Here is a 23,145-nt window from a genome sequence, read left to right as displayed (position 1 = left end):
CCTAATTGCAAGTGTTTTCTCTTTCCTCCAAAGCTTTCACCCTTGCCTCTAATGCTTTAAATTGCTCTATTGTAACCAAGGGCAAAAAGGAGAGAAATTTCTCCATCTCGCTTTTAAACCCCTGGATCAACGCCTCACGTCTTCTTGCAAGCTCTTCCTCGAGCTGTCCTATCACCCTATCCATGGCCCACTGTTCCATGGCGCCCTCTTCAACCAGTGTGCTCATATAAGACTTACATAGAGATACAAGGTCGTCGCTAACGCCAAATCCTCCCAAAATCAACTGAATTACCGAATCCATATAGGACGACCCCCTTTTTATATTGTAAGCATTTATATCAATTTTTATTCTAACCCAAAATGCAATTTAAACAACTGGGGCGAAAATTCGTGCCTAACCAACTTTTATGCGACCGATTGCCCGAGAGTCTGAAACTCAAGAACTTAACGCCCCTGCGACAGGACTTTACCGCGCGACCTCATGTTCCACTCGACAACAACCGTTCCTGCTATATATATGGAGCTGTAAGTGCCAACTACAATTCCAACCAATAGCGCCATTGAGAAATCTGAGATAGCTTTACCGCCCCACAAAAAAAGAGCCAAGACGGGGAAAAAGGTCGTCAAAGACGTATTGATAGTCCGCGATAACACCTGATTGATTGAGCTGTTGAAGAGATCGACAAAAGCCATCCCCTTGGGGTTTTTTAAATTCTCCCTAACCCTGTCAAATACGACTATTGTATCGTTGATGGAATAACCTACAAGGGTAAGCATGCCGGCAATAAAGGGCATGGATATCTCCTGAAAGGTCAAGCTGAAAATGCCCAGCGTAATGATCACGTCGTGAACGAGGGCGATGACTGCGCCTACCGCAAACCTCAACCTAAACCTTATTGTGATGTAAGCAAGCATGGCAAGGAGGGCAAAGACGGTCGCAAGTGCTGCGCTCTTGCGCAATTGACTTCCCACGACTGGGCCGACCATTTCTGCCCGCAGCACCCTGAAGTCTTTGCCCGCACTACTCCTCAAAGAGTCCAAAACTTTCTTTTGGTCGCCCTCCCTGTCGCTTTTTACGCGGATCAAAACGCCTCTATCGCTATAAAGCTGTATGACAGCCCCACCGAAACCGGCCCTCTCCAAAGAAGTTCTGATCTCCGAAACAGATAGGGGAGAATCGAACTCCAGCTGAAAAAGCATTCCACCGGCAAAGTCTATGCCGAAATTTAAACCCCTTGTCGCCAGTAAAAGTAGGCTTGAAATTATCAGGCACAAACTGAGCCCAAGAGCGATTTTTCGGTATTTCATAAAATTAAAGTCCGACTTCAACTTAATGAACATTAGGATCTCTCCTTAAAAGCGGGGAACAATAGTTTTTTCCGCTTAGAGATGAAGATTCGCAGCAAAACCCTGGTTACGAAGACGGCACAAAAAACACTCGCCAGAATACCTATGCTCAATGTAACTGCAAATCCCCTGATTGGTCCTGTGCCGTAATAGAAAAGGAAGACGGCCGCGAAGAGTGTAGTCAAATTAGCGTCAATTATTGTAATAAAGGCCTTTCTAAAGCCGGCATCGACCGACGCCATGACGGTCTTTCCGCTCCTCAGTTCTTCCTTTATTCGTTCATATATTAATATATTTCCATCTACGGCCATTCCGATGGTAAGGATTATCCCGGCTATCCCAGGCAAGGTAAGGGTTGCCTTGAAACTGGCCAAACCCGCAAGCAACAACAGTATAGTCATCACCAAAGAGATATCAGCCACTAAGCCTATTGCAGAGTAATATATAATCATAAATATGAAGATCAAAGCAGCCCCGATAAGACCAGCCCTTACCCCCGATCTGATGGAATCCGCGCCCAAAGTAGGCCCTATTGACCTCGTCTCCAGGATCTCTACCGTGACAGGTAATGCTCCTGCTCGAAGCATTATGGCAAGCCTTTGGGCTTCGTCCGTGGTAAACCTGCCGCTGATCTGCGCCTCTCCGGCACTTATCCTCTCCTGTACCACAGGCGCAGATATGACAACTCCATCGAGGAGGATGGCTACTTGCTTGCCTATGTTTTCGCTGGAAAGTTCGTCAAAAAGGTTCGTACCCTCCTTGTTAAATTTGAGAGTCACCACAGGTCTTCCCAAATTATCGAAGGCTACTCTGGCATCCGTCAAATGTTTACCAGTAACCTCGGCAGGACCCAATAAATAGATCCTCCCATCCTCTCCCCTTGCCACCGTAAAAGAAGGATCGCTTTGGCTACGAACCCGCAGCTTTTCTTCCAGGGAAAGGGATTGATCGCGATACTCCTGCCACCTTTTTAATGCAGATTGATATTCCTCATCAGTATCGTAGTTTTGCCTTTCGGGCTCTCTCGGTATTGCCGGCGTTACATCCACCACAGGTCTAAACTCAAGCATTGCCGTCTTCCCGATCAGTTCGATGGCGGCTTCGGGGTCATCCAGTCCAGGCAGTTCGACAACTACTCGATCGCCGCCCTCTCGCTGAATGACGGGTTCAGCCACACCATACTGATCGATTCGATTTCTCATCACGGCTATCAGGCGTTCGATGCTATCGCCTGTGATCGGGTTATCCGGCGTTCCCTTGGCCTGTAGCAGTATATGAACCCCGCCCTTGAGATCCAAACCCAGCTTTATTTTTTCGTCCGGAGGATATATAGCTAAAACAGATGCGATCAGAATAACCAGGATCAGTATTATTTTCCAGCGTTCATGTCTGGGCAATTGATTTCTACCTCCTAAATGAAAAAGCAGCAACTAATATAATTTCGCTAGAAAAACATCGCGTCCTATCTATCGAATTGCATATTTTATTATTTTTTATCCTACCGTCGCCTCTCCTGCTTCTCCGCCGCCACGTTTCATTGATATAGCATTTTTCAACACCCTTACTTTTACTCCGTCGCTTACTTCAATGATGAAGCTATCGTCTTTAACGTCTCGCACCGTACCGAAGATGCCTCCTGCCGTGACGACCTGATCTCCGCGCTTGATGGAATTTAACATATCCTGGTGCTGCTTTTGGCGCTTCTTTTGCGGTCTTATCAGTAAAAAATAAAATATCACAATAAATAGCAACAGTGGCCACATCATACCTAACAATCCAGCTTGTCCGTTCAAGGAAATCCCTCCTATATTAATGAAAAATTAATTAAATTTACATCTAAGCTAATAAATAACTCGCAACAATTGCAAAAGATCTTTTAACCCCAAATATTTCCTCCCATTTCTTTCAGCTTTATATAAAAAAGCAATTTCTCGAGTTCTACAAATATATCGACATTGTAAAGTATAATATGCTCCGGCACAACCAAAGTTGTCGGCGCAAAGTTGAGTATCCCCTTAATAGGAACGCTTTCGGTCGCCTTATCGACGACATCCTGGGCTGCCGAAGAAGGCGTGGTTATGATTAAAACTTCTACGCCTTCATCATTTAACACTTGAGGCATATCCTCGACGTCATAACAGGGAATGCCGTGTATTTTGCGGCCTATTTTGGCCGGATCTATGTCAAATAGCGCAACAATTCGAAACTTATCGCTCTCGAAGGCTTTGTAGCCCAACAAAGCCTCCCCCAGGTTTCCAATACCTATCATGGCTATTTTCCAGGTCTTCGGTGGGGCGAAAATTGTATTAAGATGGCCATATAACTTCTCTACATTATAGCCTACGCCTCTTTTCCCTATTTCTCCAAAATAGGACAGATCTTTACGGACTTGGCTTGCCTTGATACCGAGTCCGTCGCCGATCTCTTGGGAAGAAATTACCCTTTTCCCAGCTTCTCTACAACGCTCGAGATAACGAATATATTGCACCAATCTCTCAACTGTTGGCTCGGCTATTCTCATCTCTCTGCCTTCCTTCCTCTAAAGGTTTTCAGCCCGGCAAACAGCGCAAGATCGCCCAAATCTTCTGCGATCCTTAAAAGCTGATTATATTTAGCCACTCTATCTACACGAGCAGGTGCCCCTGTCTTTATCTGCCCCACGCCAACGGAAACTGACAGATCGCTGATGAAAGGATCGTCCGTCTCGCCAGATCTGTGGGATATTATTGCTGAATAGGAATTCCTGACTGCCATGTCTATTACTTCGAGAGTTTCGGTCAATGTCCCTATTTGATTGAGCTTTACGAGCACTGCATTGGCCATTCCTTCCTCAATACCCACAGCAAGCCTCTTTGGATTGGTAACGAATATATCATCGCCCACCAACTGTATTTCGCCGCCGAGGGCCTGGGTCAACATCTTCCAGCCCTCGAAATCGTCTTCCGCCATGCCATCCTCTATGGACACGACGAAGGGATAATTTCGGCACAATTTCAAGTAATACTCAACTAACTGTTCGGGGTTATAATCCTTTCCCTCCCCCTTAAAGCGATAAAGACCATCGTCGTAAAGCTCGGAGGCAGCCACGTCCAATGCTAAACTAATATCTTCTCCCGGCTTATACCCGCAGCCGGCAATGGCTTCGACCAAAACCTCTAAGGCTTCCTCAGCACCGGCCAAATCGGGCGCAAACCCCCCCTCGTCGCCTACGGATGTATTTTTACCTTTGTTCTTCAGCAGCTTCTTTAAAGAGTGATAAACCTCCGTCCCCATTCTAAGAGCTTCGCCAAAACTTTCCGCACCATGGGGCACTATCATGAATTCCTGTACATCCAGATTGTTATCGGCATGAGCTCCTCCGTTTATAACGTTCATCATCGGAGTGGGCAAAAGGAAGGGGCCCAATCCGCCAATATATCTCCACAGCGGAAGTTCCCTTTCCATAGCTGCCAACCTCGCCACAGCCATGGAAACGGCTAGGATTGCGTTCGCTCCCAGGTTGCTTTTGTTTGGGGTGCCATCCAATTCGATCATTATATTATCTATAAGCGCCTGTTCGCCAGGATCGATCCCTATTATTTCGGGAGCTATCTTTTCTTTGACATTGACTACGGCTCTGCGAACGCCCTTACCCCCGTAACGTCCGTCTCCGTCCCTTAACTCGACAGCCTCATGCTTTCCGGTAGAGGCACCGGAGGGGACTGCTGCCCTTGCCATTAATCCGCTATCCAGCCAAACCTCTGCTTCAACAGTAGGATTACCCCTGGAATCAAGAATTTCGCGAGCATTTACGCCAACTATGTGGCCCATCAACTTCACCTCTCTTAAATGATCAGGTTAAGGTATATCCTTGTGCTCTACTACATGCTCCTCTAATACTTCGTAACTGCGATTGCCCTTTTTCAACAATAGCTCATCGTTACATATAACCGAAACCTTCAAAGTCCTCCTTGGGAAGGCAACCTCAACTATGTCGCCCACCTTTACCATAGAAGAAGCTTTGACAGGCCTGCCGTTTAACCTTACCACTCCTGCCGCAATCATTTCTTGCGCCACTGAACGCCTTTTTACAATATGGGATATCTTTAAATACTTGTCGATCCTCATTATCTATGCCCCTCTAGTGACACAAACGCCTTGGGAATGAGTATAAATATAACACAGGCTCCGATCAACACAAAGATTTTAATTTCTTATCAACATCAGGTTCATCTTAACTTATAATCCAAATCTCATAAACCGATGCTATTTATTTTAACAAAAAACAAAGTCGAGCGGGGACATACTCTTTGCCACTCGACTTTGTTTTCACATTATATTGAGAAGCGTAAAGTTGCCCCTACGCCTTCATACTCCCTTAAAGGAGACTCGCCCCCAATCACCCTCACATCGCCATCATCGCACAAAGTCTTGTAAATCAAAAGATCTATTACGTCTTCAATATCTTCCATCCTGCCATGACACAAGGGGCAGAGATCCTCGTCTAAGCCCAATGTACCACAAGAAGAACACCTTTTGCCGGCTATCTCCTTATGACTGTCGACAATGAGCTTATGTATGGCATGAAGATTAGAAGCGTGAATTACCCCCCTAAGCCCAGCAACGGCCAAACCACCTTTTTCATGCTCCGTTATGAGGCCTTCGATCAAGTTCGAACTCTCGGCTACAAAGGTCTGAAGGGCATGATTGGCAACAGCATCGACTACCGCCCTGGGCTGATCGGTAATTCCAAGATTTTCCAAGACTTCGACGGGAATTCCGGTAATTATCTCTTTAAGAAGATCGGCGACGACCAAAGCGTAATTAGTGTTGCCTCCCACCAATATAATTGAGTAATTGTCTTCATCGTAGAGGGCTCTCATGGTTGCCCCGACGTTTTTCAAATGTTTTTCCACGTGATCTTCGACATGTCTTTTAATTCTCGTCTCTTCGAGTCCATACCACCCTGCAGATTTAACCTTGGGAGGTACATCCTCTTCCAAGGTCATGAGCTTATCGACGGAACTTGCGTATACCCTGAAAAATGTAGCCCTTCTGGCCTCAACGACCGCAGCGAGGGCGAGTTTGTGAGGGGACAGGGCTTCGACAAGGGGCGCCAAAAAAGGGTGGTCCAGAAATTTTATTTTATTCTCTACCGATATGGGAAGTCCTATAAATCGACGATAATCTCCATGCAGGTCAGCAAAACAGGACACTCCTTTAGCTTCGCTGAAACCGCCGTGAGATAGTTCGTCGCTCAACTCATTAAATATCGAAGCGATGGTTTCGTTACATTGCTTGCAATTAGCATCTCCGCAAAAGTATTTCACCTCCTCAGAGGCCTTTTTTTGAAGATTTTTAAGATCGATCAGTATCTCCTTGGCCGACCTTTGCGCTCTATCGCAATCAACGTACAGCGACATAAGAAAGGGCTTCCCTTCGCATTCCCTCAACAATCCCTTGACTACGTCTTCGAACATCAACCGCACCCCCTCTTTAAAGGTTACATTATTTCATACTTCGCCTTCTTCAATTACAACCCTCATCGATCACATTAAGTAATCCTTTTCTTTATTCTAAATAATCTCGCAACCTTTTGCTCCTGCTGGGGTGGCGCAATTTACGCAAAGCCTTGGCCTCAATTTGTCTTATCCGCTCTCTGGTAACGTTGAAGCGCTTGCCCACTTCTTCCAGAGTATGGGCATGGCCATCCTCCAGGCCAAATCTCAAGCGCAATACCTCTCGCTCTCTCTCGGTCAGCTCGCCAAGCATCTCTTCCAGTTGTTCCCGCAACAATTGACCCGCCGTGGCGTCTTCCGGATTGGGAGATTCCTTATCCTCCAAAAAGTCTCCCAGTTGGCTGTCTTCCTCTTCCCCTATAGGCGTCTCTAGAGAGACGGGCTCTTGGGCAATTCTTTGAATGTCCTCGACTTTCTCCGGCGGCAATCCCAAAGACTGTGCTATTTCCTCTATGGTCGGCTCTCTACCCAGTTGCTGTACCAACTGCCGAGAAACTCGAATGAGCTTATTTATGGTCTCCACCATATGCACGGGAATTCTGATGGTGCGCGCCTGGTCAGCAATTGCCCTCGTAATGGCCTGCCTGATCCACCACGTAGCATAGGTACTGAATTTGAATCCCTTTCTGTAATCGAACTTCTCTACAGCCCGTATCAAACCAAGGTTGCCCTCCTGGATCAAATCCAGAAATGACAAGCCTCTTCCTATATACTTCTTTGCTATACTTACAACGAGACGCAGGTTCGCCTCTATGAGCTTTTTCTTAGCCTCTTCCTCTCCCTCTTCGACCCGTTTCGCCAGCTCCACCTCTTCTTCCGGAGTAAGCAGAGAGATTTTTCCTATTTCTCTCAAATACATCCTCACTGGGTCGGATATGGAAACACTTTCTATGTCCGAAAGTTCTTCCAGACTCACCTGAGGGAGAAGTTCGCCCTGCCTGATCTCTTGAAGTTTATCTTCTTCTTTGACATCTATTCCCAATTCCAAGAGATTGGAGTAAACATTGTCCATTATATCAGCCTCACTTAGGGCCTCCTGGGGCAAATATTTTTCAAGGTCATCATATGTGATAAAGCCCTTTTGTCGCCCCTCCTGCAACAATTCCCGGATATTTTCTATCAATTCTGCCATTTCGTGACTTTCCATGTCTTCTAATTCCTGTGACTCCTGATCCACGATGTTCTCGTTACGCTCCATTTGTCTGTCTTCGCCTTCGAATTTTACCGACTTTTCAATATCTTTATCTTTATCTTTATCTTTTTCTTTTTTGCTGTTGTCTTTCCTGTTCATCTGTCCTCCTTTCCTCCCTTCAACAAGGAAGCTATCTTTCGCATTTCCTTTATTTCATCGTAATTGGCTTCCCCTTTGAGCATCTTCGAATAAAGCTCGTCATATCTAAATTTAATCGATCTCAACCTCAGTTCGCCTACAATTACGTCCCAGGGGCTTATTCCTTCCTCGAATTGTTCGCAAAAGGCGTTACCCAGGGCCAAGGTTTGCAAGGGAAAGAGGTCCCCTGAATTCAACCATCGTTTCTCCAATTCTTCCGTGGATTCGCCGTTAATTAAGGCCGCAACCAACGTTTTTATCCTTTCGTCTGAAATTAGAGGATATATCTCCTCCTCCCTAAAATGATGCCTTTTTTCCGGATCGTTCCATAGAAGAGCAAAAAGAGCCGCTTCTTTCGCATCGACCGCCAAGCTTTTTTCATCCTGTTTCTTGCTTTCATTTATATATACGCTAGATTTGGCCGATTTCCCTTTTTTTTCATCTTCAGCCCTGGTTTTATTTGCCCCAAAGTTCAACAGCATATTCTCCAAGGCATACCTGGGAACCTCCAAGGCAGAAGCTATTTGGGACATAAAGGGGGCAAGGTCGGGCAATGAAATCCCGGAGAAAGATTCTAGCAATTCCTCTACAGCTTTCTTTCGCAGAGAGAGATCTTTTAATGCTTTCTCTCTTATTTTTAAATGATAAAGAGGAAGATGGAGGCTTTGACTTAAAAGCTCCTTGAAGGCCCTCTCCCCCTCCTTCGATAAAAACTCATCCGGATCGACACCATGGGGCAAGACAACTACTTTTACCTGTAAACCCGAAGCCTGCAACAGATACATCCCCCGTATTGCCGCTTCCTGACCGGCCGTATCGGCATCGTAGCAAACGTAACAAACATCGGCAAATCTGCTTATCAAATTTGCCTGTTCCTCGGTCAATGCCGTCCCCAGAGACGCCACGGATTCGCCAAACCCCGATATGTGCAGTCTGATTGCATCCATGTAGCCTTCGACTAAAATCGCCCGCCCCTTCTCGCGCATGGCATCCTTGGCCACATTAAGCAGATATAGGCATCGTCCTTTATGAAACAGGGGGCTTTCCGGCGTGTTGATATATTTGGCGCCCTCACCCGCTATGGAACGTCCTCCAAAGCCAATTAACCGACCTATTACATCCCTAATGGGAAAGATTATTCTACCTCTGAAACGATCGTACAAACCCCGTTGACCTTCGATAACCAAACCGCATTCGATCGCAGCTTTCGAAGGAATGCCGGCCTTATTGAGCAGGCGCCACAAATAATCCCATGAAGGAGGCGCCCACCCTATCTCGAAGCGGGACCACCACTTCTCCAGTAGCCTCCTCTGAATTAGATACTTTCTGGCAACTTCTCCTCCCGCGCTTTCCAGGCTGTCACGGTATATCTTAAGTGCTTTCTCCATGACTTCGCTTAGGTTCCACTCGTTGCGCCTGGTTTCATTGCTATCGATTTTGATTCCAACCCTGTTGGCAAGCAATTCAATGGCATCGGGAAAGCTCAGCCCCTCGATCTCCATTACAAAAGATATGACATCACCGCCTTTGCCGCAGCCAAAACAATGAAAGAACTGCCTGTCGGGCATAACGTAAAAAGACGGCGTTTTCTCGCTGTGGAATGGGCACAGAGCTCTATACCCTTTTCCTACTTTTTTTAATTGAACATAATCGCCTACAATGTCCAATATGTCGAGCCTTTTTTTTATCTCTTCTATTTGAAATTTATCCAAACCAACCCCTCCAAAGCCAAAAAGGGAGGGAACAACATCTGCCCTCCCTAAAATTTCCGATAAAACTGGGTTTTGTCAACGGCGAATATTTAAGCAGCAATTACATTAGCAGCGGGGCTATGACGAGAGCGATGATGGACATCAACTTGATCAATATGTTAAGGCTTGGACCGGCCGTATCCTTAAAGGGATCTCCCACAGTATCGCCGACCACGGCTGCTGCATGGGGAGGTGTACCTTTGCCGCCCAGATTGCCCTCTTCGATATACTTCTTAGCGTTATCCCAAGCTCCGCCAGCATTGGCCATGAAAATAGCAAGCATCACTCCCGTTACGATAGAACCGGCAAGCAGTCCGCCCAAAGCAGAAGGGCCCAGAAGCAAACCCACAACCACCGGAGAAAAGACCGCCATCATCCCGGGAACGACCATCTCTTTAAGGGCTGCCTTTGTAGAAATATCGATACACCGTTCGTAATCAGGTTCCTGCGAGCCTTCCATGATGCCCGGAATTTCTTTGAACTGACGCCGCACTTCTTCGATCATGCTCTGTGCAGCTCTTCCAACGGCTTGAATAGCCCTAGAGGAAAACACAAAAGGCAGCATCCCGCCTATAAAAAGCCCGATCAAAACTCGAGCATCCATTAGATCTATATACTTCAAACCGATAGCGCTGGAGTAGGCTGAAAAAAGTGCAATGGCCGTCAAAGCAGCAGAGCCTATCGCAAGACCTTTACCCACCGCTGCAGTGGTATTCCCTACTGCATCCAACCTGTCGGTGATCTTTCTGACATCAGGCGGCAAATGGCTCATCTCCGCTATGCCGCCAGCATTGTCCGCTATGGGGCCATAGGCATCGACGCTCAACGTCATTCCCGTGATGGCAAGCATGCCTACTGCCGCACAGGCGATGCCGTACAAACCTCCCGTCTGAACGGCTATGAAAATAGCCGCACATATCAATAAAACCGGCCACATAGTCGATTTCATTCCCACCGCAATCCCGGTCAGAATGTTGGTCGCATATCCCGACGTCGACGCGTTGGCAATTTCTTTTACGGAAGTGTAAAAAGAAGAAGTATATATCTCAGTTATATAACCTATGGAAACTCCGCAGATGACTCCGGCCAAAACTGCCCAAAAGAGGGACAAATCGCCGAACACAGCCATCGTTAAAAAGAAAGAACCAATTATCATCAAAATGCCCGTAGCAAAAGTGCCCTTTCTAAGGGCGAGCTGAGGATCTCCCTTCTCTTTGATCCGGACGAAAAAGGTGCCTATGAGCGCCGATACTATTCCTATCGCTGCAAGCAAGATCGGAAAGGACACACCGGTAATACCAAATATGCCGGCTCCAATAGCCATGGCAGCTATGATCGAATTAACGTACGATTCGAAAAGGTCCGCACCCATGCCGGCAATATCTCCCACATTATCGCCCACGTTGTCCGCTATGACGGCAGGATTTCGGGGATCGTCCTCGGGAATTCCGGCCTCCACCTTGCCAACCAAGTCGGCCCCGACATCGGCTGCTTTAGTGTAAATGCCACCCCCGACCCTTGCAAAAAGCGCTATAGAGCTTGCTCCAAAGCCGAAGGCGGTGATAATGTTCGGATCCCTATATAGCAAAAAGGCAACTATTATTCCTAAGATTCCTACGCCAACCACGGTCATGCCCATGACGGAACCGCCCGAAAAGGCAATCTTTAAAGCCTGATTCATACCAGTAGTGGCAGCAAAGGCCGTCTTCCCGTTAGCCCTCGTAGCCACCCTCATGCCCAAAAAGCCGGAAACGGCGCTACAGACGGCCCCCAACAGAAAGGAAACCGCCATGGGAAAGCCCAACTTCCAGGCCAAAAGGCAGGCCACTACGATCACGAAGGGAATGAGAGCCCTGTACTCTCTATACAGAAACGCCATGGCACCTCTTTGGATAATGTTCGAGAGGTAATTTATCCGATCATTATCCACTTTAAATCCGTTTATGCGATTAACTACTATAACAGCGTATAACAATGCTGCTATTCCCGCGCCTATCGAAGACCACAACGCAAATCCGTTCATTGCCAGATCCCTCCGTTTACGATAATTTCAAGCCCGCCTTTGTTTAGGCGGGCACATCTGATCATATAAGAAGCGACCCTAATTATATGCAGGTTATCCTAAATTTGCAAGATCGAATCCCATTTCGCATTAGTTAAACATGACAACGCCGCTATATACAGCGACCTTCAGGAAGGAGCGTTCCTTAAAGTTCATGCAGGAATTAATAATGTCCAAATATTTGAAAGAGTTATTATTTTTTCTCCTCCGGAATTACTAATAGCACCTCGCCCTTTTTATCCTCTACACCTTTCAATGAACCTATCATACCCCTAACGGTTCCGACGATGAAATCCATGACGAAATCGTTCAGGCCTATTTTCTGCCCTCCTATATACAGTAAAGCACTTTCCCTCCTGCTTCCCCTTCTTTCGACAATCCACTCCGCCAACTGACGCTCCTGCCCCGACCGAAAATGTGGCAGGGCAGGAAGGACGTCGTCGGTGCAATCGAAGAGGCAAAAAATTCCCTTTACTTCGCCTGAGGGAGGCTCTTTGCCTACCCAAATCTTAGGGATGGGCAGTGATTTTCCTCCCTCCAATAGGATCAAATCTCTGTCAGGAAAAAACTTCTTCTCGATCTCCTCTAAGGCAATACGATTGCCCTGGACTTCGACTCTAACCCCGTCTGCACCCCAAAGGGCTACTTCGACACCCAAGCCGGCAATTACCCCGCTGTCGGTGTCTCGACCGGAAATTACCTCATCATGACAGTGCTTTATATAGCCCACTTTCATGGCGAGCTCATCTTTGAATATCTCGATAAGCTTTTTACAAAGCCCGGTCTTTCCGCTATTTTTGTAACCACATAGGGAAATCTTGTAGGCCATCAAATCTCCTCCTCCGAAATTTCACTCATATTCCCTTTTCGTACTCCAAATTCTCCTGTAACAATCAAGAAAGAATATAAACAATGACAAAACAATAGGACCTAAGAAAATCCCAAGGAATCCCCACACGTGAATTCCGCCCACCACTCCTAAAAAGACTAAGAGAAAATGAACCCTGCTTCCCTCCGATATGAAAAGGGGGCGTATCAAGTTATCGATGGTGCTAACGACCAAAAGAGCCCAACCCGCCAATATAATGCTTTCTTTTACGTTGCCCATCAGAAAAAGGTAAACGGCGGCCGGAATCAAGACGAAGGGAGTGCCTATAAAGGGTATCATGGCACAGATAAAAAGAAGAACACCGGCCAACAGCGGTGCGGGCAGGCCTAAGAAGAACCAACCAGCCACGCCAAGGCAGGCCTGAATTCCCGCCGTCACCGTAGTCCCAATGACTACCGCTTTCATCATTCGCGTCGCGCTCGTGAAAAGGGATGCCCTCTCCTCCTTTGGCAGGGGCAGGATGTCATCGAGGTATTCTATGACCACGTGGCCATCACGAAGCAGGTAAAAGGTCGAAACCGATATGACGAACAATTGATAGACCATTTTAAAGGCATTGCCCAAGAGGCCTCTGGAAAAATCACCAAGCGACGAAATAACGTAATTTACCGCTCGATGAGTGAGATCGCGCAAAAAGGAAGGATCGCCTTTGATGCCGAAATATTGGATGACGTAATCGGGAAGCCTGTTAACTAACGATGCCCACGCCCCGGCAAATGTCTCCTGTATCGATTCGAGATTGTCGGAAAGGCTGGAGATGAACCTTAAGGCCTCTCTAGCTAAAGAAATACCTATAAAACCCATAGGGACACAGATAAGCAAGACTACACACCCGGCGGTGATCAGTGCGGCCAGGTTTCTGCGCTTACCTCGAAAGACCTTCACATATAAAAGCTTGTTTAAGGGGTGAGAAAAAAAGGACAAAATGACAGACCACATTAGAGGGCGCACTATTGGCTCCGTTATGGAAATCCCCAGGAGGGCCAAGAGGGCAAAGACGATCAAAAAGGGAAGATAGCCTCCCTGAGGTGATCTGTTGGCAAACGATCCGTTCATATTTTCATCACTCTCCGCTTAAATCAATCGAAAACAGATCCCATTGGCGCTTTTGTCGACCTCTACCAATTGCACATCTACCATATCGCCTAAACGAAATACCATTCCCTTCGACCCCTTCAGACTAAAATCATCCTCGTCGTAGTAAAAATCGCCCCATGAATCCAGGCTTTCCTTTGACACAAACCCCTCTACTGTGTTATCCAGCTCGACAAAAATACCTCTATGTGTTATCCAGGATATTACACCCTTGAAGCATTCGCCAACTTTATTTTCCATATATTCCACTATCTTCATTTTGACCGAGGTCTTTTCCAATTCATCGGCTTTCTCTTCCATAATGCTGGCATAGGAGGCAATGTCCTTCAGCTCCTCAAAGCTGTAGGGCTCTTTGAGGGATCTTTCTTCTTTGATCAATTCGTGGACGATCCTATGTACAACCAGGTCGGGATATCTCCGTATAGGCGATGTGAAATGCAGATAATATTTGAGAGCGAGGCCGAAATGACCTAGACAAACCGGGTAGTAACGAGCTCGCGACAAGGATCTCAACACCAAGGTGTGAACCAACCTTTTGAAAGGAAGGCCCTCCACACGCTTCAACAGGCGATTTATGGTCCTGTTAGACCGGTTGATCCTTTTAATCTCAATTCCCATCGACGCAAGGATCCGTCTAAGCTGTTCCAACTTTTCTCTATCGGGCCTCTCGTGAACCCTGTATATCGCCTGAATATCGCTGTTAAATACATATTCGGCTATCACGCTGTTTGCTAGGATCATAAAGTGTTCGACAATCCGATAGGAAAATATCCTCTCTACGACCCTCACGTCTACCGCCCTGCCCTCCTCGTCAAGCACCACCTTCGCTTCCGGAAAGTCAAACTCTACCATACCCTCTTTTTTCCGCCCGGAATACAGCTTCTTCGCGACTCGGGATAGCCTCTGCAGCACCCCGTCGATCTCTTCCCCAAAGGTGTTCCTGCCATCTAAAACCTCTTGAGCTTCCTCGTAGGTGAGGCGCTTGCGAACTCTTATCACGCTTGGAATGACTTTGTATCTCAAAAGCTCGCCCCGATGATTCAACACCATTTCCACGGTAAGACATAACCTGTCTTTTCCTTCTATCAAACTACAAAGGTCCGACGAAAGTCTGGGTGGCAGCATCGGGATGGCTCTATCGACGAGATAGACGGAAAAGCTCCTTTGCCTTGCTTCAATGTCAATTTGACTTGCCGGCCTGACGTATTCCGACACATCGGCTATATGAACACCTACTAGCCAACCCTCTTCTACCTCCTCTATGGACAAGGCGTCGTCAAAATCCTTGGCATCCGACGGATCTATCGTAAGAGCGACCTTTTTTCTTAAATCTTTTCTCTCTCCAGGCGCACAGTAAAATGTAGAAAGTTCGCTCAACCTTTCGGCCTCTTCAACTACTTCCCGCGGGAAATCGGCACTAATTTTATACTCTTCCATTAGGGCCAATATTCCCACCCTTGGATCTCCTTCGGATCCCAAAACTTTTACGACCCTTCCCACGCCGGGATTAGGAAAATAGGGATATCTTTCAATTGCGGCAACCGCTACCTGGTTCTCTTCGAATTCACCTTCGTCATCCAAAAGAAGGGTAAAATTATAGCGTCGATTTAATGGAATTAAGTGAAACTTATTCCCTACACGCCTAATTAAGCCAACGATTTCGGAAGTGCCCCTTGAAAGGATTTTTCTGATCTTTCCATAGGGCTTTCCTTTACCTCCATACACTACGACCTTTACTCTATCACCGTGAATCGCGCCGTCCATATCGTCTTCGGCAATGTAAACGTCAGGGATACCCATGGAGCTTACGAAACCAAACCCACGGGGATTGACTTCAAGCACTCCGATGACCAAGCGGCCTCGCGACCGCCTGGGCCTATGTTCGATGTTTTTCTTATTCTTATTTTTATCCTTACTATCGCGCTTCATCTTTTGCCGCCACTAAGGCCGCTGCTATTCCTGCCCCGACGCCGTTATCTATATTTACTACTACCACGCCACCGCTGCACGCATTTAACATAGATAACAGTGCAGCAAGGCCTCCAAAGCTGGCACCGTAACCTACTGAGGTGGGAACTGCTATGACGAGAGTCGAGACCAACCCGGCAACTACACTCGGCAGGGCACCTTCCATTCCTGCAACAACGACGATAGCACTCGACTTTCTTATCTCGGGAAGATAGGGGAAGAGTCGATGTATGCCTGCTACGCCTACATCGTAGAACCTTTTCACTTTACAACCCGCAAATTCGGCCACCCCCGCAGCTTCTTCGGCCACCGGCCGGTCGGAACTGCCGGCCGCGATAATCGCCACCCCCCCACGCCCTATCGGCGTTTCAAAACGACAGAGAGCTAACCTCGAATCATCTCTGTATTCCATATTTGGAAGGAAGGATTTCAACATTTCGTATTTATCCTTTGTCATACGACTGAAGATAGCATTAGCCCTATGTTCCGATAGGCTTTTTGCTATCTTAATTAACTGTTCATCAGATTTTCCTGGGGTGTAAATAATTTCACCTATCCCACGCCTTATAGATCGATGCCAATCTAGCTTCACATCGTCAAGGTCTTCATAGGGGAGAAAAGACAACTTTTCCACAACTTCATCTACATCCAATTCTCCTCGTTTTAAAGAATTCAGTAGCTCTCTCAAGCTGTTTTGCAAATCCATGAATGCTTACGCCTCTCTTTCCTGTACCGTTTTCCCAATTATATTACAAAATCAAAAAGGCTGTGGTTAGTGTACCACAGCCTTTAGGTCAACAAGTTTTGTATTTATCCTTAAAGGATTTATGCCCTTAGTCGTAATCTGGCATATCAGGCATCTTTGGAGTTTCTTTCTTCTCCGGCTTATCAGCCACGAGAACCTCAGTCGTGAGAACCATGGCAGCAATTGAACCAGCGTTCTGCAAGGCGCTTCTCGTAACCTTAAGAGGATCTATGATACCCTCCTCTATCATATCTACATATTCGCCCGTGGCAGCGTTGAGACCCTGTCCTTTCGGCAAGCTGCGCACCTTCTCCACGATTACGTCACCCTGGTAGCCAGCATTCTCGGCTATTAAGTGTAGAGGTTCCGAGAGGGCACGCAGTACTACTTGTGCGCCGATTTTCTCGTCACCCTCAAGATTTTCGATGAAGGATTCCAACGCCGGGATGCAGTTGATGAGAGCAACGCCGCCTCCGGCAACTATTCCTTCTTCTACGGCAGCCCTCGTCGCGCTTAAGGCATCCTCGATGCGATGTTTCAGTTCTTTCTGCTCTGTCTCGGTAGCAGCGCCAACCTGTATGACAGCCACTCCACCGACCAACTTGGCGAGCCTCTCCTGAAGCTTTTCCTTGTCGTACTCTGAAGTTGCCTCTTCCAGCTCGGCTTTTATCTGTGCAGCGCGTTTCCTTATGGCCTCGCTGTCTCCGGCACCTTCTACTATGGTCGTCTCCTCTTTGGTTACGCGGACTTTCTTAGCGCGACCAAGCATGGAAAGATCTGCATTTTCAAGCTTGATTCCCAGCTCTTCGCTTATTACCTGCCCGCCGGTAACTATAGCGATGTCCTGCAACATAGCCTTTCTTCTCTCGCCAAAGCCCGGGGCTTTCACAGCACAAACCTGCAAAATACCGCGTAGCTTGTTGACCACGAGCGTAGCCAGAGCTTCGCCTTCTACGTCTTCTGATATGATCAAAAGAGGCTTCCCTGTCTGTACAACCTTTTCCAATACAGGCAGAAGGTCTTTCACATTGCTGATCTTTCCGTCGTTGATCAATATATAGGCATCCTCAAGGGTAGCCTCCATACGCTCGGGATCGGTGATCATGTAGGGGCTAATGTATCCCTTGTCGAACTGGAGACCTTCCACCATTTCCAAGGTGGTTCCGACGGACTGGCTATCCTCTACGGTTATTACGCCATCCTCTCCAACCTTGGACATGGCTTCGGCTATCAATTCGCCAATGCCTCTGTCATTAGCGGAAATAGAAGCCACTTGGGCAATCTTGGCCCTGTCCTTTACGGGGATAGACATCTTCTTAAGCTCGTCTACGATTACATCGACCGCTTTCTCGATGCCCCTTCGCATCAACATGCCATTTGAACCTGCCGCTACATTTTTCATGCCATTGCGTATCATGGTCCTCGCAAGCACCGTAGCAGTGGTGGTTCCGTCGCCAGCCACATCGTTGGTCTTGGAAGCCACTTCCTTGAGAAGCTGTGCTCCCATATTCTCAAAGGGCTCTTCCAGTTCGATCTCCTTAGCTATAGTAACGCCGTCGTTAGTTATCGTGGGCGATCCAAACTTCTTTTCCAAGACCACGTTTCTGCCCTTAGGTCCCAGGGTAATACCTACAGTATCCGCAACTTTATTTATTCCACGCTCCAAAGCTCTGCGTGCTTCTTCATCAAACTTCAATACCTTGGGCATATTAGTTCCCTCCTTTACGACTTTAAGTTAATATTTCACCGTTGGACAACTACTTGTTTACTACAGCCAAAATATCGCGCTCGCTCAATATAAGGTACTCTTCGCCCTCTATTTTGACCTCGGTCCCAGCATACTTGCTGAAGATTACCCTTTCGCCAACCTTCACCTCAAGGGGTAACTTTTGACCGTTTTCAAGCACTCTGCCGCTTCCCACGGCGACTACTTCTCCTTCTTGAGGCTTCTCCTTAGCGGTATCGGGTAACACGATTCCACCTTTGGTCTTTTCTTCCTGACTTAGAACCTTGATTACTACACGATCTCCAAGTGGCTTGAGCTGCATTTTCATCCCTCCCTGCTGATATGAACTGTATCACGGTCCTCCTTGTTAGCACTCAATCATGCTTAGTGCTAACAAGCGATACTAATGTTAAGGTCCTTATGGCAAATAATACAAGTATGAATATTGGCGTTTATTCATTTTTATTGACGGCTATAAACAAATTACTGTTTTATTCTCGTTTTTTTGGGCTTTTTCTAGACCAATGATTTGGAGGGATCCGGCATGAAGGACAAGGATGCTCTCTCACCCCTTTTGTATGCGTTATAACCGGCAGCGGCAATCATAGCCCCATTGTCCGTGCAGAGTTCTATGGGCGGAAAGTAGGTCTTCCAGGGCACGCCTTTCATCTTCCTCCTCAGCTCGAGGTTTGCGGCAACGCCTCCGGATACGGCTACTTTGCGAATGCCCGTCTTCCTCACAGCCAGCTCCACCTTGCACACTAAAGCTTCAGTAGCAGCGTGCTGAAAGGAGGCACAAAGATCCTCCAGTCTTAAATAGGGATTTCTTTTCGACGCCCATATCACTGCGGTCTTCAGGCCACTAAAACTGAACTCTATATCAGGACTATCCGCCATGGGCACCGGAAGGGCCACAGCCGCAGGGTCTCCGCCCCTTGCCGCCTTTTCTATGGCCGGTCCCCCAGGATAGCCAAGGCCCAAGAGGCGAGCGATTTTATCGAAGGCTTCTCCAATTGCATCGTCTCTCGTGGCCCCAAGCAATACATAATCCCCGAAGGACCGCACCAAAATCAACTCGGTATGTCCGCCGGAAACTATGAGCGTTATAAAGGGAGGAAACAAATCGTCATGGGCCAAATAATTTGCGAAAATATGTCCTTCGAGATGGTTAACCGTTATTAAGGGGACCTCCCAGACTTGAGCCAGAGCCTTTGCTGCGGTAGTTCCGATCAGCAAAGATCCCATCAAACCGGGCCCGTCAGTAACCGCTATTAAATGAATCTCCCTCGACGGGTTTTTTATCTCACATTCCGTCAGAAGCCGCGAAAGCAGGGGCAAGAAGTTCTCGAGATGCTTGCGCGATGCGAGTTCGGGGACAACTCCTCCGAAAGCCTCGTGATCTTCGAGCTGGCTTGCCACAAGAAAACGACGCAAATGCCTTGCGCCCTCCAGAAGTGCTACGGATGTATCATCGCAGCTGGTCTCGATACCTAAAGTCAGCATTATCGATCACCTGCCGCAACCGTTACAGGAAGAACAACTCCCCCCGGAGCAAGCAGCGGATCTTTTTTTTGGCGATTCTCCTTCTAGGTGAATTAACACCTTTCCGCGACAATGAGGACATCTCTGGGCAAAACTGGCGCTTTCAAACTCCTTGTTACAACTGGCACATCGATATTTATGCATTAAAAATCCCCTTCCCTGATTATTTCGTTCTCTTTATCTTTTTGACATCAATCTCTATATGGTCTTCGTCGTAGGATATATTATATAACCCATCGGGTGACCGAGGAACGGTAAAGGCCATACTGTCTACGGTACCTGTAGGCAAAGCCCCTGAGGCAAAACGATTGAACCCAGTCAATATATCTTCTTTCGTCAAACAAACGCCGTTGACTGTTATCTTAAAAGGGTCGAAATCCCAGGGCTTGTAAACCTCGTATCGCAGCACGAACAGTTCTTTGCCTTCGGTCTCGAGACTTCCAAAATGACCGAGATGCCACTTAAGCCAATCGGGGGTTTTCCCCGAAGAAATGGAGGCCTTGACGAGCACATCATCAATGTAAAGAAAATCCAACCTCGCCCTTGCTCCCAAAATAAGGTCCCCAAGCATTTCTCCCTCCAGGAATATGGTTCCGGTACGTTCCGCAGACAGAGATTCAAGCTTGTCTTGAGAGCCTTGGGCCACTTCGACAAAGGAGAGAGCTCCGAGGACAAGCAAAAAAAATACAACTAATGGCAGTAGGGTTCTTCTCAATTTCATTCACCGCCTTTTAATTTCTTTATTTCATCCCTAGAAAAGCTATATACTCTATTGCAAAAATGACATCTTACCTCTATAACATCATTCGCCTCTTCTCCCTCCGAGGTGGAGAGCAACAGGGCTTCGGCCAGCTTCCTCGAACATCGACAACCGAATTCGAAGGTCAAGCTATCGAGCCATTTTTTATCGATGCCATCGAAAATAGTTTCCAATATATCCCTTGGAGATTGAGAGCTTTCCGCCAACCTGCTCACAGAGCCATGCTTTTTAAGCAATTCTTCCAACATTTCTGCAAAGGCCTCGTCTGCACCGGGCATCAGCTGGACCATAACGCCACCTGCAGATATAACACCCAAACTAGGCCTTTGCAGAACACCAAGCATTACAGCAGTGGGCATTTGTTCCGATTTTACGTAATAATAGGCAATATCTTCTGCAATTTCGCCCGATATCAAGGGCACTCTTGAAACCACAGGTTCCTTTAGGCCGACATCCTTTATTACAGTTAAATAGCCCTTCTTTCCTACTCCGGCGCTTACATCCCATTTGCCCTCTTCCGAGAGGGGCAGCTCCACCCATGGTTTGCTCACATAACCCCTGACCGATCCAGCTCTTTCCGCATCGGCCACTATTTCACCCAGGGGGCCGTCTCCTTCTATCTTCAGCGTAACTCTGGCCCTTTCACCCTTTTCCTGGGCCGCCATCATCATAGAAGCCATCACCAGCCTGCCTAAGGCGGCCGTCGCCACAAAGGACAGGTTGTGAATCTGACGCAACAGCTCCACCAGTCCCGTTGCCTCTACGACTATCGCACGAGCATCTCCCTTTCCAAGCAAACATTTGTGTAAAACAGCTTTCTTGGCATCACTTTCAGGCATCTTACCTTCTCCTTTTAAATGATCGCTCTATCCACTTCCACTCCTGCAATCCGCACGCTAAGGTCGTAAGGCCATAGACAGACATGCCCGCTATGCCTGCGCCAATTAACCATAAGACCTTAAAAATTGTACCCCACTCCGCCCGATAGGGCACGAGAAATTTATAGGATAAAGTCGTTACAACCAAGATAACGGCCGAAAGACATAATTTTGCCAACCACTTATAGTTAAATATCTTAAGATTCATCTCCGTCGCTTTGGAAAGATAATACATACCTATAAAAGCTCCACTGGTGAAGGCGCAGGCCACCCCCAAGGCAATGCCGCGATAAGATAGCCACTTCATTGTCGAAGCGCTCACCAAAAGATTTATAATTACCGTAGAGGCGGTAACGATTAAAGCCCCCTTGGGCAATCCATAAGCGTACAGGGCACGGAGGGTAACATTAGTCAAAGCCATGCCCAACATTCCCAAGGAATAGATGGCCAGCGATTGGCTTGTAGCTCGCCATGCCCAATCGTCAAAGGCTCCCCTGTAAAAGACGCAGTTGACGGCCTCAGAGGAAAATATCACTGCCAAGACGGATATGGGCAAGATGAGGAAAAAGGAAAATTTAAGGGAGTCGCCAAAGATCTCTGCGAATTCCCCTTTATCGGAAGAAGCCTTTGAAAGGGTGGGCAATACGGCCTGAGATATCGCTATAACGAACAATCCCAGAGGAAGCTGCAAAAGCCTGTCGGCATAATTCAGCACGGATATGGAGCCCGCTTCCAAAAAAGATCCCATCACCCTGCTGATGATGGGATGCAGCTGATTAAAGGAAAGCCCCGCTACGTAAGGAAAAAACAGTCGAGTCATCGTCCTTAGCTCATCGTCACCACGATCGATCTTTACGGGATAAAGGACAAAACCCTTCTTGGTGCTCCAAATCCATTGTACCAAAAACTGAAAAAAGCCGCCGGCCAAAACTGCTACAGGAAGGGCCGAAATGCCATGCTTTCCGTGTAAAATTAGGGTGATGCAGATGAAAACGACGTTGCTGACAGCCGGAGCTATGGCGGGAACAAAAAAAGAACCGAGACTGTTAAGAACACCCATCACTAATGCAGACAGGGATATTATAAGCAGGAAGGGAAAAAGCCTTCTGGTGAAAGATATGGCCAACAGGCTTTCCTGCCCTGAAAAACCGGGCGCTATCAGAAAAACCAAGAAAGGTGCGAGGATCATGCCCAATAAAACTACAAGGCTCCCTGCTATAATCAACAATGTAAGGGCTTGACGCCCTAATTCCTTTGCCCTTTCCTCTCCCTGTCGGTTTAGGACTCTGGAAAAAATGGGTACAAAGGTGGCAGACAATGCCCCCTCCGCCAGAAGCTGCCTCGCCAGGTTGGCTAAAGTATAGGCCACCAGGAAGGCATCCAGTTGTCTTGAGGCGCCAAAAAATGCAGCTATGATGGTTTCCCGAACCAAACCCAATATTCGACTGGCAAAAGTTCCGATGGTCATCATCATAGAATGTCGTATAATTGTATCAATTGCTTTGGCCAACCTTATCCTCCTAACTTTGTCCAAATCTTTTGGTGATGGTGGTA

Annotated in this window: 21 protein-coding genes; all 21 read right to left on the bottom strand. The window is 47.3% G+C overall.

Annotation, left to right across the window (positions count from 1 at the left end):
- Position 1 precedes the first annotated feature (1 nt).
- Positions 2-301, bottom strand: a complete 300-nt coding sequence (locus HMPREF1705_RS06925) for a hypothetical protein (protein ID WP_009201520.1) — start codon at positions 299-301, stop codon at positions 2-4.
- A gap of 143 nt (positions 302-444) precedes the next feature.
- Positions 445-1,341, bottom strand: a complete 897-nt coding sequence (secF, locus tag HMPREF1705_RS06920; protein ID WP_009201521.1) for a protein translocase subunit SecF — start codon at positions 1,339-1,341, stop codon at positions 445-447.
- Positions 1,341-2,744, bottom strand: coding sequence for a protein translocase subunit SecD (gene secD / locus HMPREF1705_RS06915; RefSeq protein WP_040348176.1), 1,404 nt, complete (start codon positions 2,742-2,744; stop codon positions 1,341-1,343). The genes secF and secD overlap by 1 nt, the downstream gene beginning before the upstream one ends.
- Before the next feature lie 96 nt (positions 2,745-2,840).
- Positions 2,841-3,140, bottom strand: a complete 300-nt coding sequence (gene yajC / locus HMPREF1705_RS06910; RefSeq protein WP_370739596.1) for a preprotein translocase subunit YajC — start codon at positions 3,138-3,140, stop codon at positions 2,841-2,843.
- Positions 3,141-3,223: 83 nt separating this feature from the next.
- On the bottom strand, positions 3,224-3,868 hold the full coding sequence (locus tag HMPREF1705_RS06905) for a redox-sensing transcriptional repressor Rex (RefSeq protein WP_009201524.1): 645 nt from the start codon (positions 3,866-3,868) through the stop codon (positions 3,224-3,226).
- Entirely contained in the window at positions 3,865-5,157 is a 1,293-nt protein-coding gene (gene eno / locus HMPREF1705_RS06900; RefSeq protein ID WP_009201525.1) for a phosphopyruvate hydratase, read from the bottom strand. Before eno ends, HMPREF1705_RS06905 begins: the two co-directional genes overlap by 4 nt.
- A 27-nt stretch (positions 5,158-5,184) precedes the next feature.
- A complete protein-coding gene (locus HMPREF1705_RS06895) occupies positions 5,185-5,454 on the bottom strand; it encodes an RNA-binding S4 domain-containing protein (protein WP_009201526.1) in 270 nt (89 codons plus the stop codon).
- Positions 5,455-5,660: 206 nt separating this feature from the next.
- A complete protein-coding gene (locus HMPREF1705_RS06890) occupies positions 5,661-6,806 on the bottom strand; it encodes a baeRF10 domain-containing protein (RefSeq protein WP_009201527.1) in 1,146 nt (381 codons plus the stop codon).
- Between the two features lie 91 nt (positions 6,807-6,897).
- Entirely contained in the window at positions 6,898-8,136 is a 1,239-nt protein-coding gene (gene rpoD / locus HMPREF1705_RS06885; protein ID WP_009201528.1) for an RNA polymerase sigma factor RpoD, read from the bottom strand.
- The gene (gene dnaG, locus HMPREF1705_RS06880) at positions 8,133-9,887 is read right to left on the bottom strand and encodes a DNA primase (RefSeq protein WP_009201529.1); all 1,755 of its coding nucleotides are present in this window, start codon (positions 9,885-9,887) and stop codon (positions 8,133-8,135) included. The genes rpoD and dnaG overlap by 4 nt, the downstream gene beginning before the upstream one ends.
- Before the next feature lie 100 nt (positions 9,888-9,987).
- Positions 9,988-11,949, bottom strand: a complete 1,962-nt coding sequence (locus HMPREF1705_RS06875) for a sodium-translocating pyrophosphatase (protein ID WP_009201530.1) — start codon at positions 11,947-11,949, stop codon at positions 9,988-9,990.
- A 232-nt stretch (positions 11,950-12,181) separates the two neighbouring features.
- The gene (locus tag HMPREF1705_RS06870) at positions 12,182-12,817 is read right to left on the bottom strand and encodes a molybdopterin-guanine dinucleotide biosynthesis protein B (RefSeq protein WP_009201531.1); all 636 of its coding nucleotides are present in this window, start codon (positions 12,815-12,817) and stop codon (positions 12,182-12,184) included.
- 21 nt (positions 12,818-12,838) lie between these two features.
- Positions 12,839-13,933, bottom strand: a complete 1,095-nt coding sequence (locus HMPREF1705_RS06865; protein ID WP_009201532.1) for an AI-2E family transporter — start codon at positions 13,931-13,933, stop codon at positions 12,839-12,841.
- Between the two features lie 18 nt (positions 13,934-13,951).
- Complete coding sequence (gene rnr, locus HMPREF1705_RS06860; RefSeq protein WP_009201533.1) at positions 13,952-15,901, bottom strand: ribonuclease R; 1,950 nt, start codon at positions 15,899-15,901, stop codon at positions 13,952-13,954.
- On the bottom strand, positions 15,888-16,646 hold the full coding sequence (larB, locus tag HMPREF1705_RS06855; protein WP_009201534.1) for a nickel pincer cofactor biosynthesis protein LarB: 759 nt from the start codon (positions 16,644-16,646) through the stop codon (positions 15,888-15,890). Before larB ends, rnr begins: the two co-directional genes overlap by 14 nt.
- Before the next feature lie 127 nt (positions 16,647-16,773).
- Positions 16,774-18,393 (bottom strand): chaperonin GroEL, encoded by a 1,620-nt coding sequence (groL, locus tag HMPREF1705_RS06850; RefSeq protein ID WP_009201535.1) that lies wholly within the window; start codon positions 18,391-18,393, stop codon positions 16,774-16,776.
- A gap of 49 nt (positions 18,394-18,442) precedes the next feature.
- Entirely contained in the window at positions 18,443-18,733 is a 291-nt protein-coding gene (gene groES, locus HMPREF1705_RS06845) for a co-chaperone GroES (protein WP_040348179.1), read from the bottom strand.
- Between the two features lie 194 nt (positions 18,734-18,927).
- Positions 18,928-19,914, bottom strand: a complete 987-nt coding sequence (gene tsaD / locus HMPREF1705_RS06840; protein WP_009201537.1) for a tRNA (adenosine(37)-N6)-threonylcarbamoyltransferase complex transferase subunit TsaD — start codon at positions 19,912-19,914, stop codon at positions 18,928-18,930.
- 202 nt (positions 19,915-20,116) lie between these two features.
- The gene (locus HMPREF1705_RS06835) at positions 20,117-20,674 is read right to left on the bottom strand and encodes a hypothetical protein (RefSeq protein ID WP_009201539.1); all 558 of its coding nucleotides are present in this window, start codon (positions 20,672-20,674) and stop codon (positions 20,117-20,119) included.
- Positions 20,671-21,552, bottom strand: coding sequence for an Hsp33 family molecular chaperone HslO (gene hslO, locus HMPREF1705_RS06830; protein ID WP_009201540.1), 882 nt, complete (start codon positions 21,550-21,552; stop codon positions 20,671-20,673). The genes HMPREF1705_RS06835 and hslO overlap by 4 nt, the downstream gene beginning before the upstream one ends.
- Before the next feature lies 1 nt (position 21,553).
- The gene (gene murJ / locus HMPREF1705_RS06825) at positions 21,554-23,101 is read right to left on the bottom strand and encodes a murein biosynthesis integral membrane protein MurJ (RefSeq protein WP_040348181.1); all 1,548 of its coding nucleotides are present in this window, start codon (positions 23,099-23,101) and stop codon (positions 21,554-21,556) included.
- Positions 23,102-23,145 lie beyond the last annotated feature (44 nt).

It is taken from the genome of Acetomicrobium hydrogeniformans ATCC BAA-1850 (assembly GCF_000160455.2).
Lineage (GTDB): Bacteria > Synergistota > Synergistia > Synergistales > Acetomicrobiaceae > Acetomicrobium > Acetomicrobium thermoterrenum.
The sequence above is the reverse complement of the archived record's forward strand: the minus strand, read 5'-3'. Positions and strand labels throughout refer to the sequence as shown.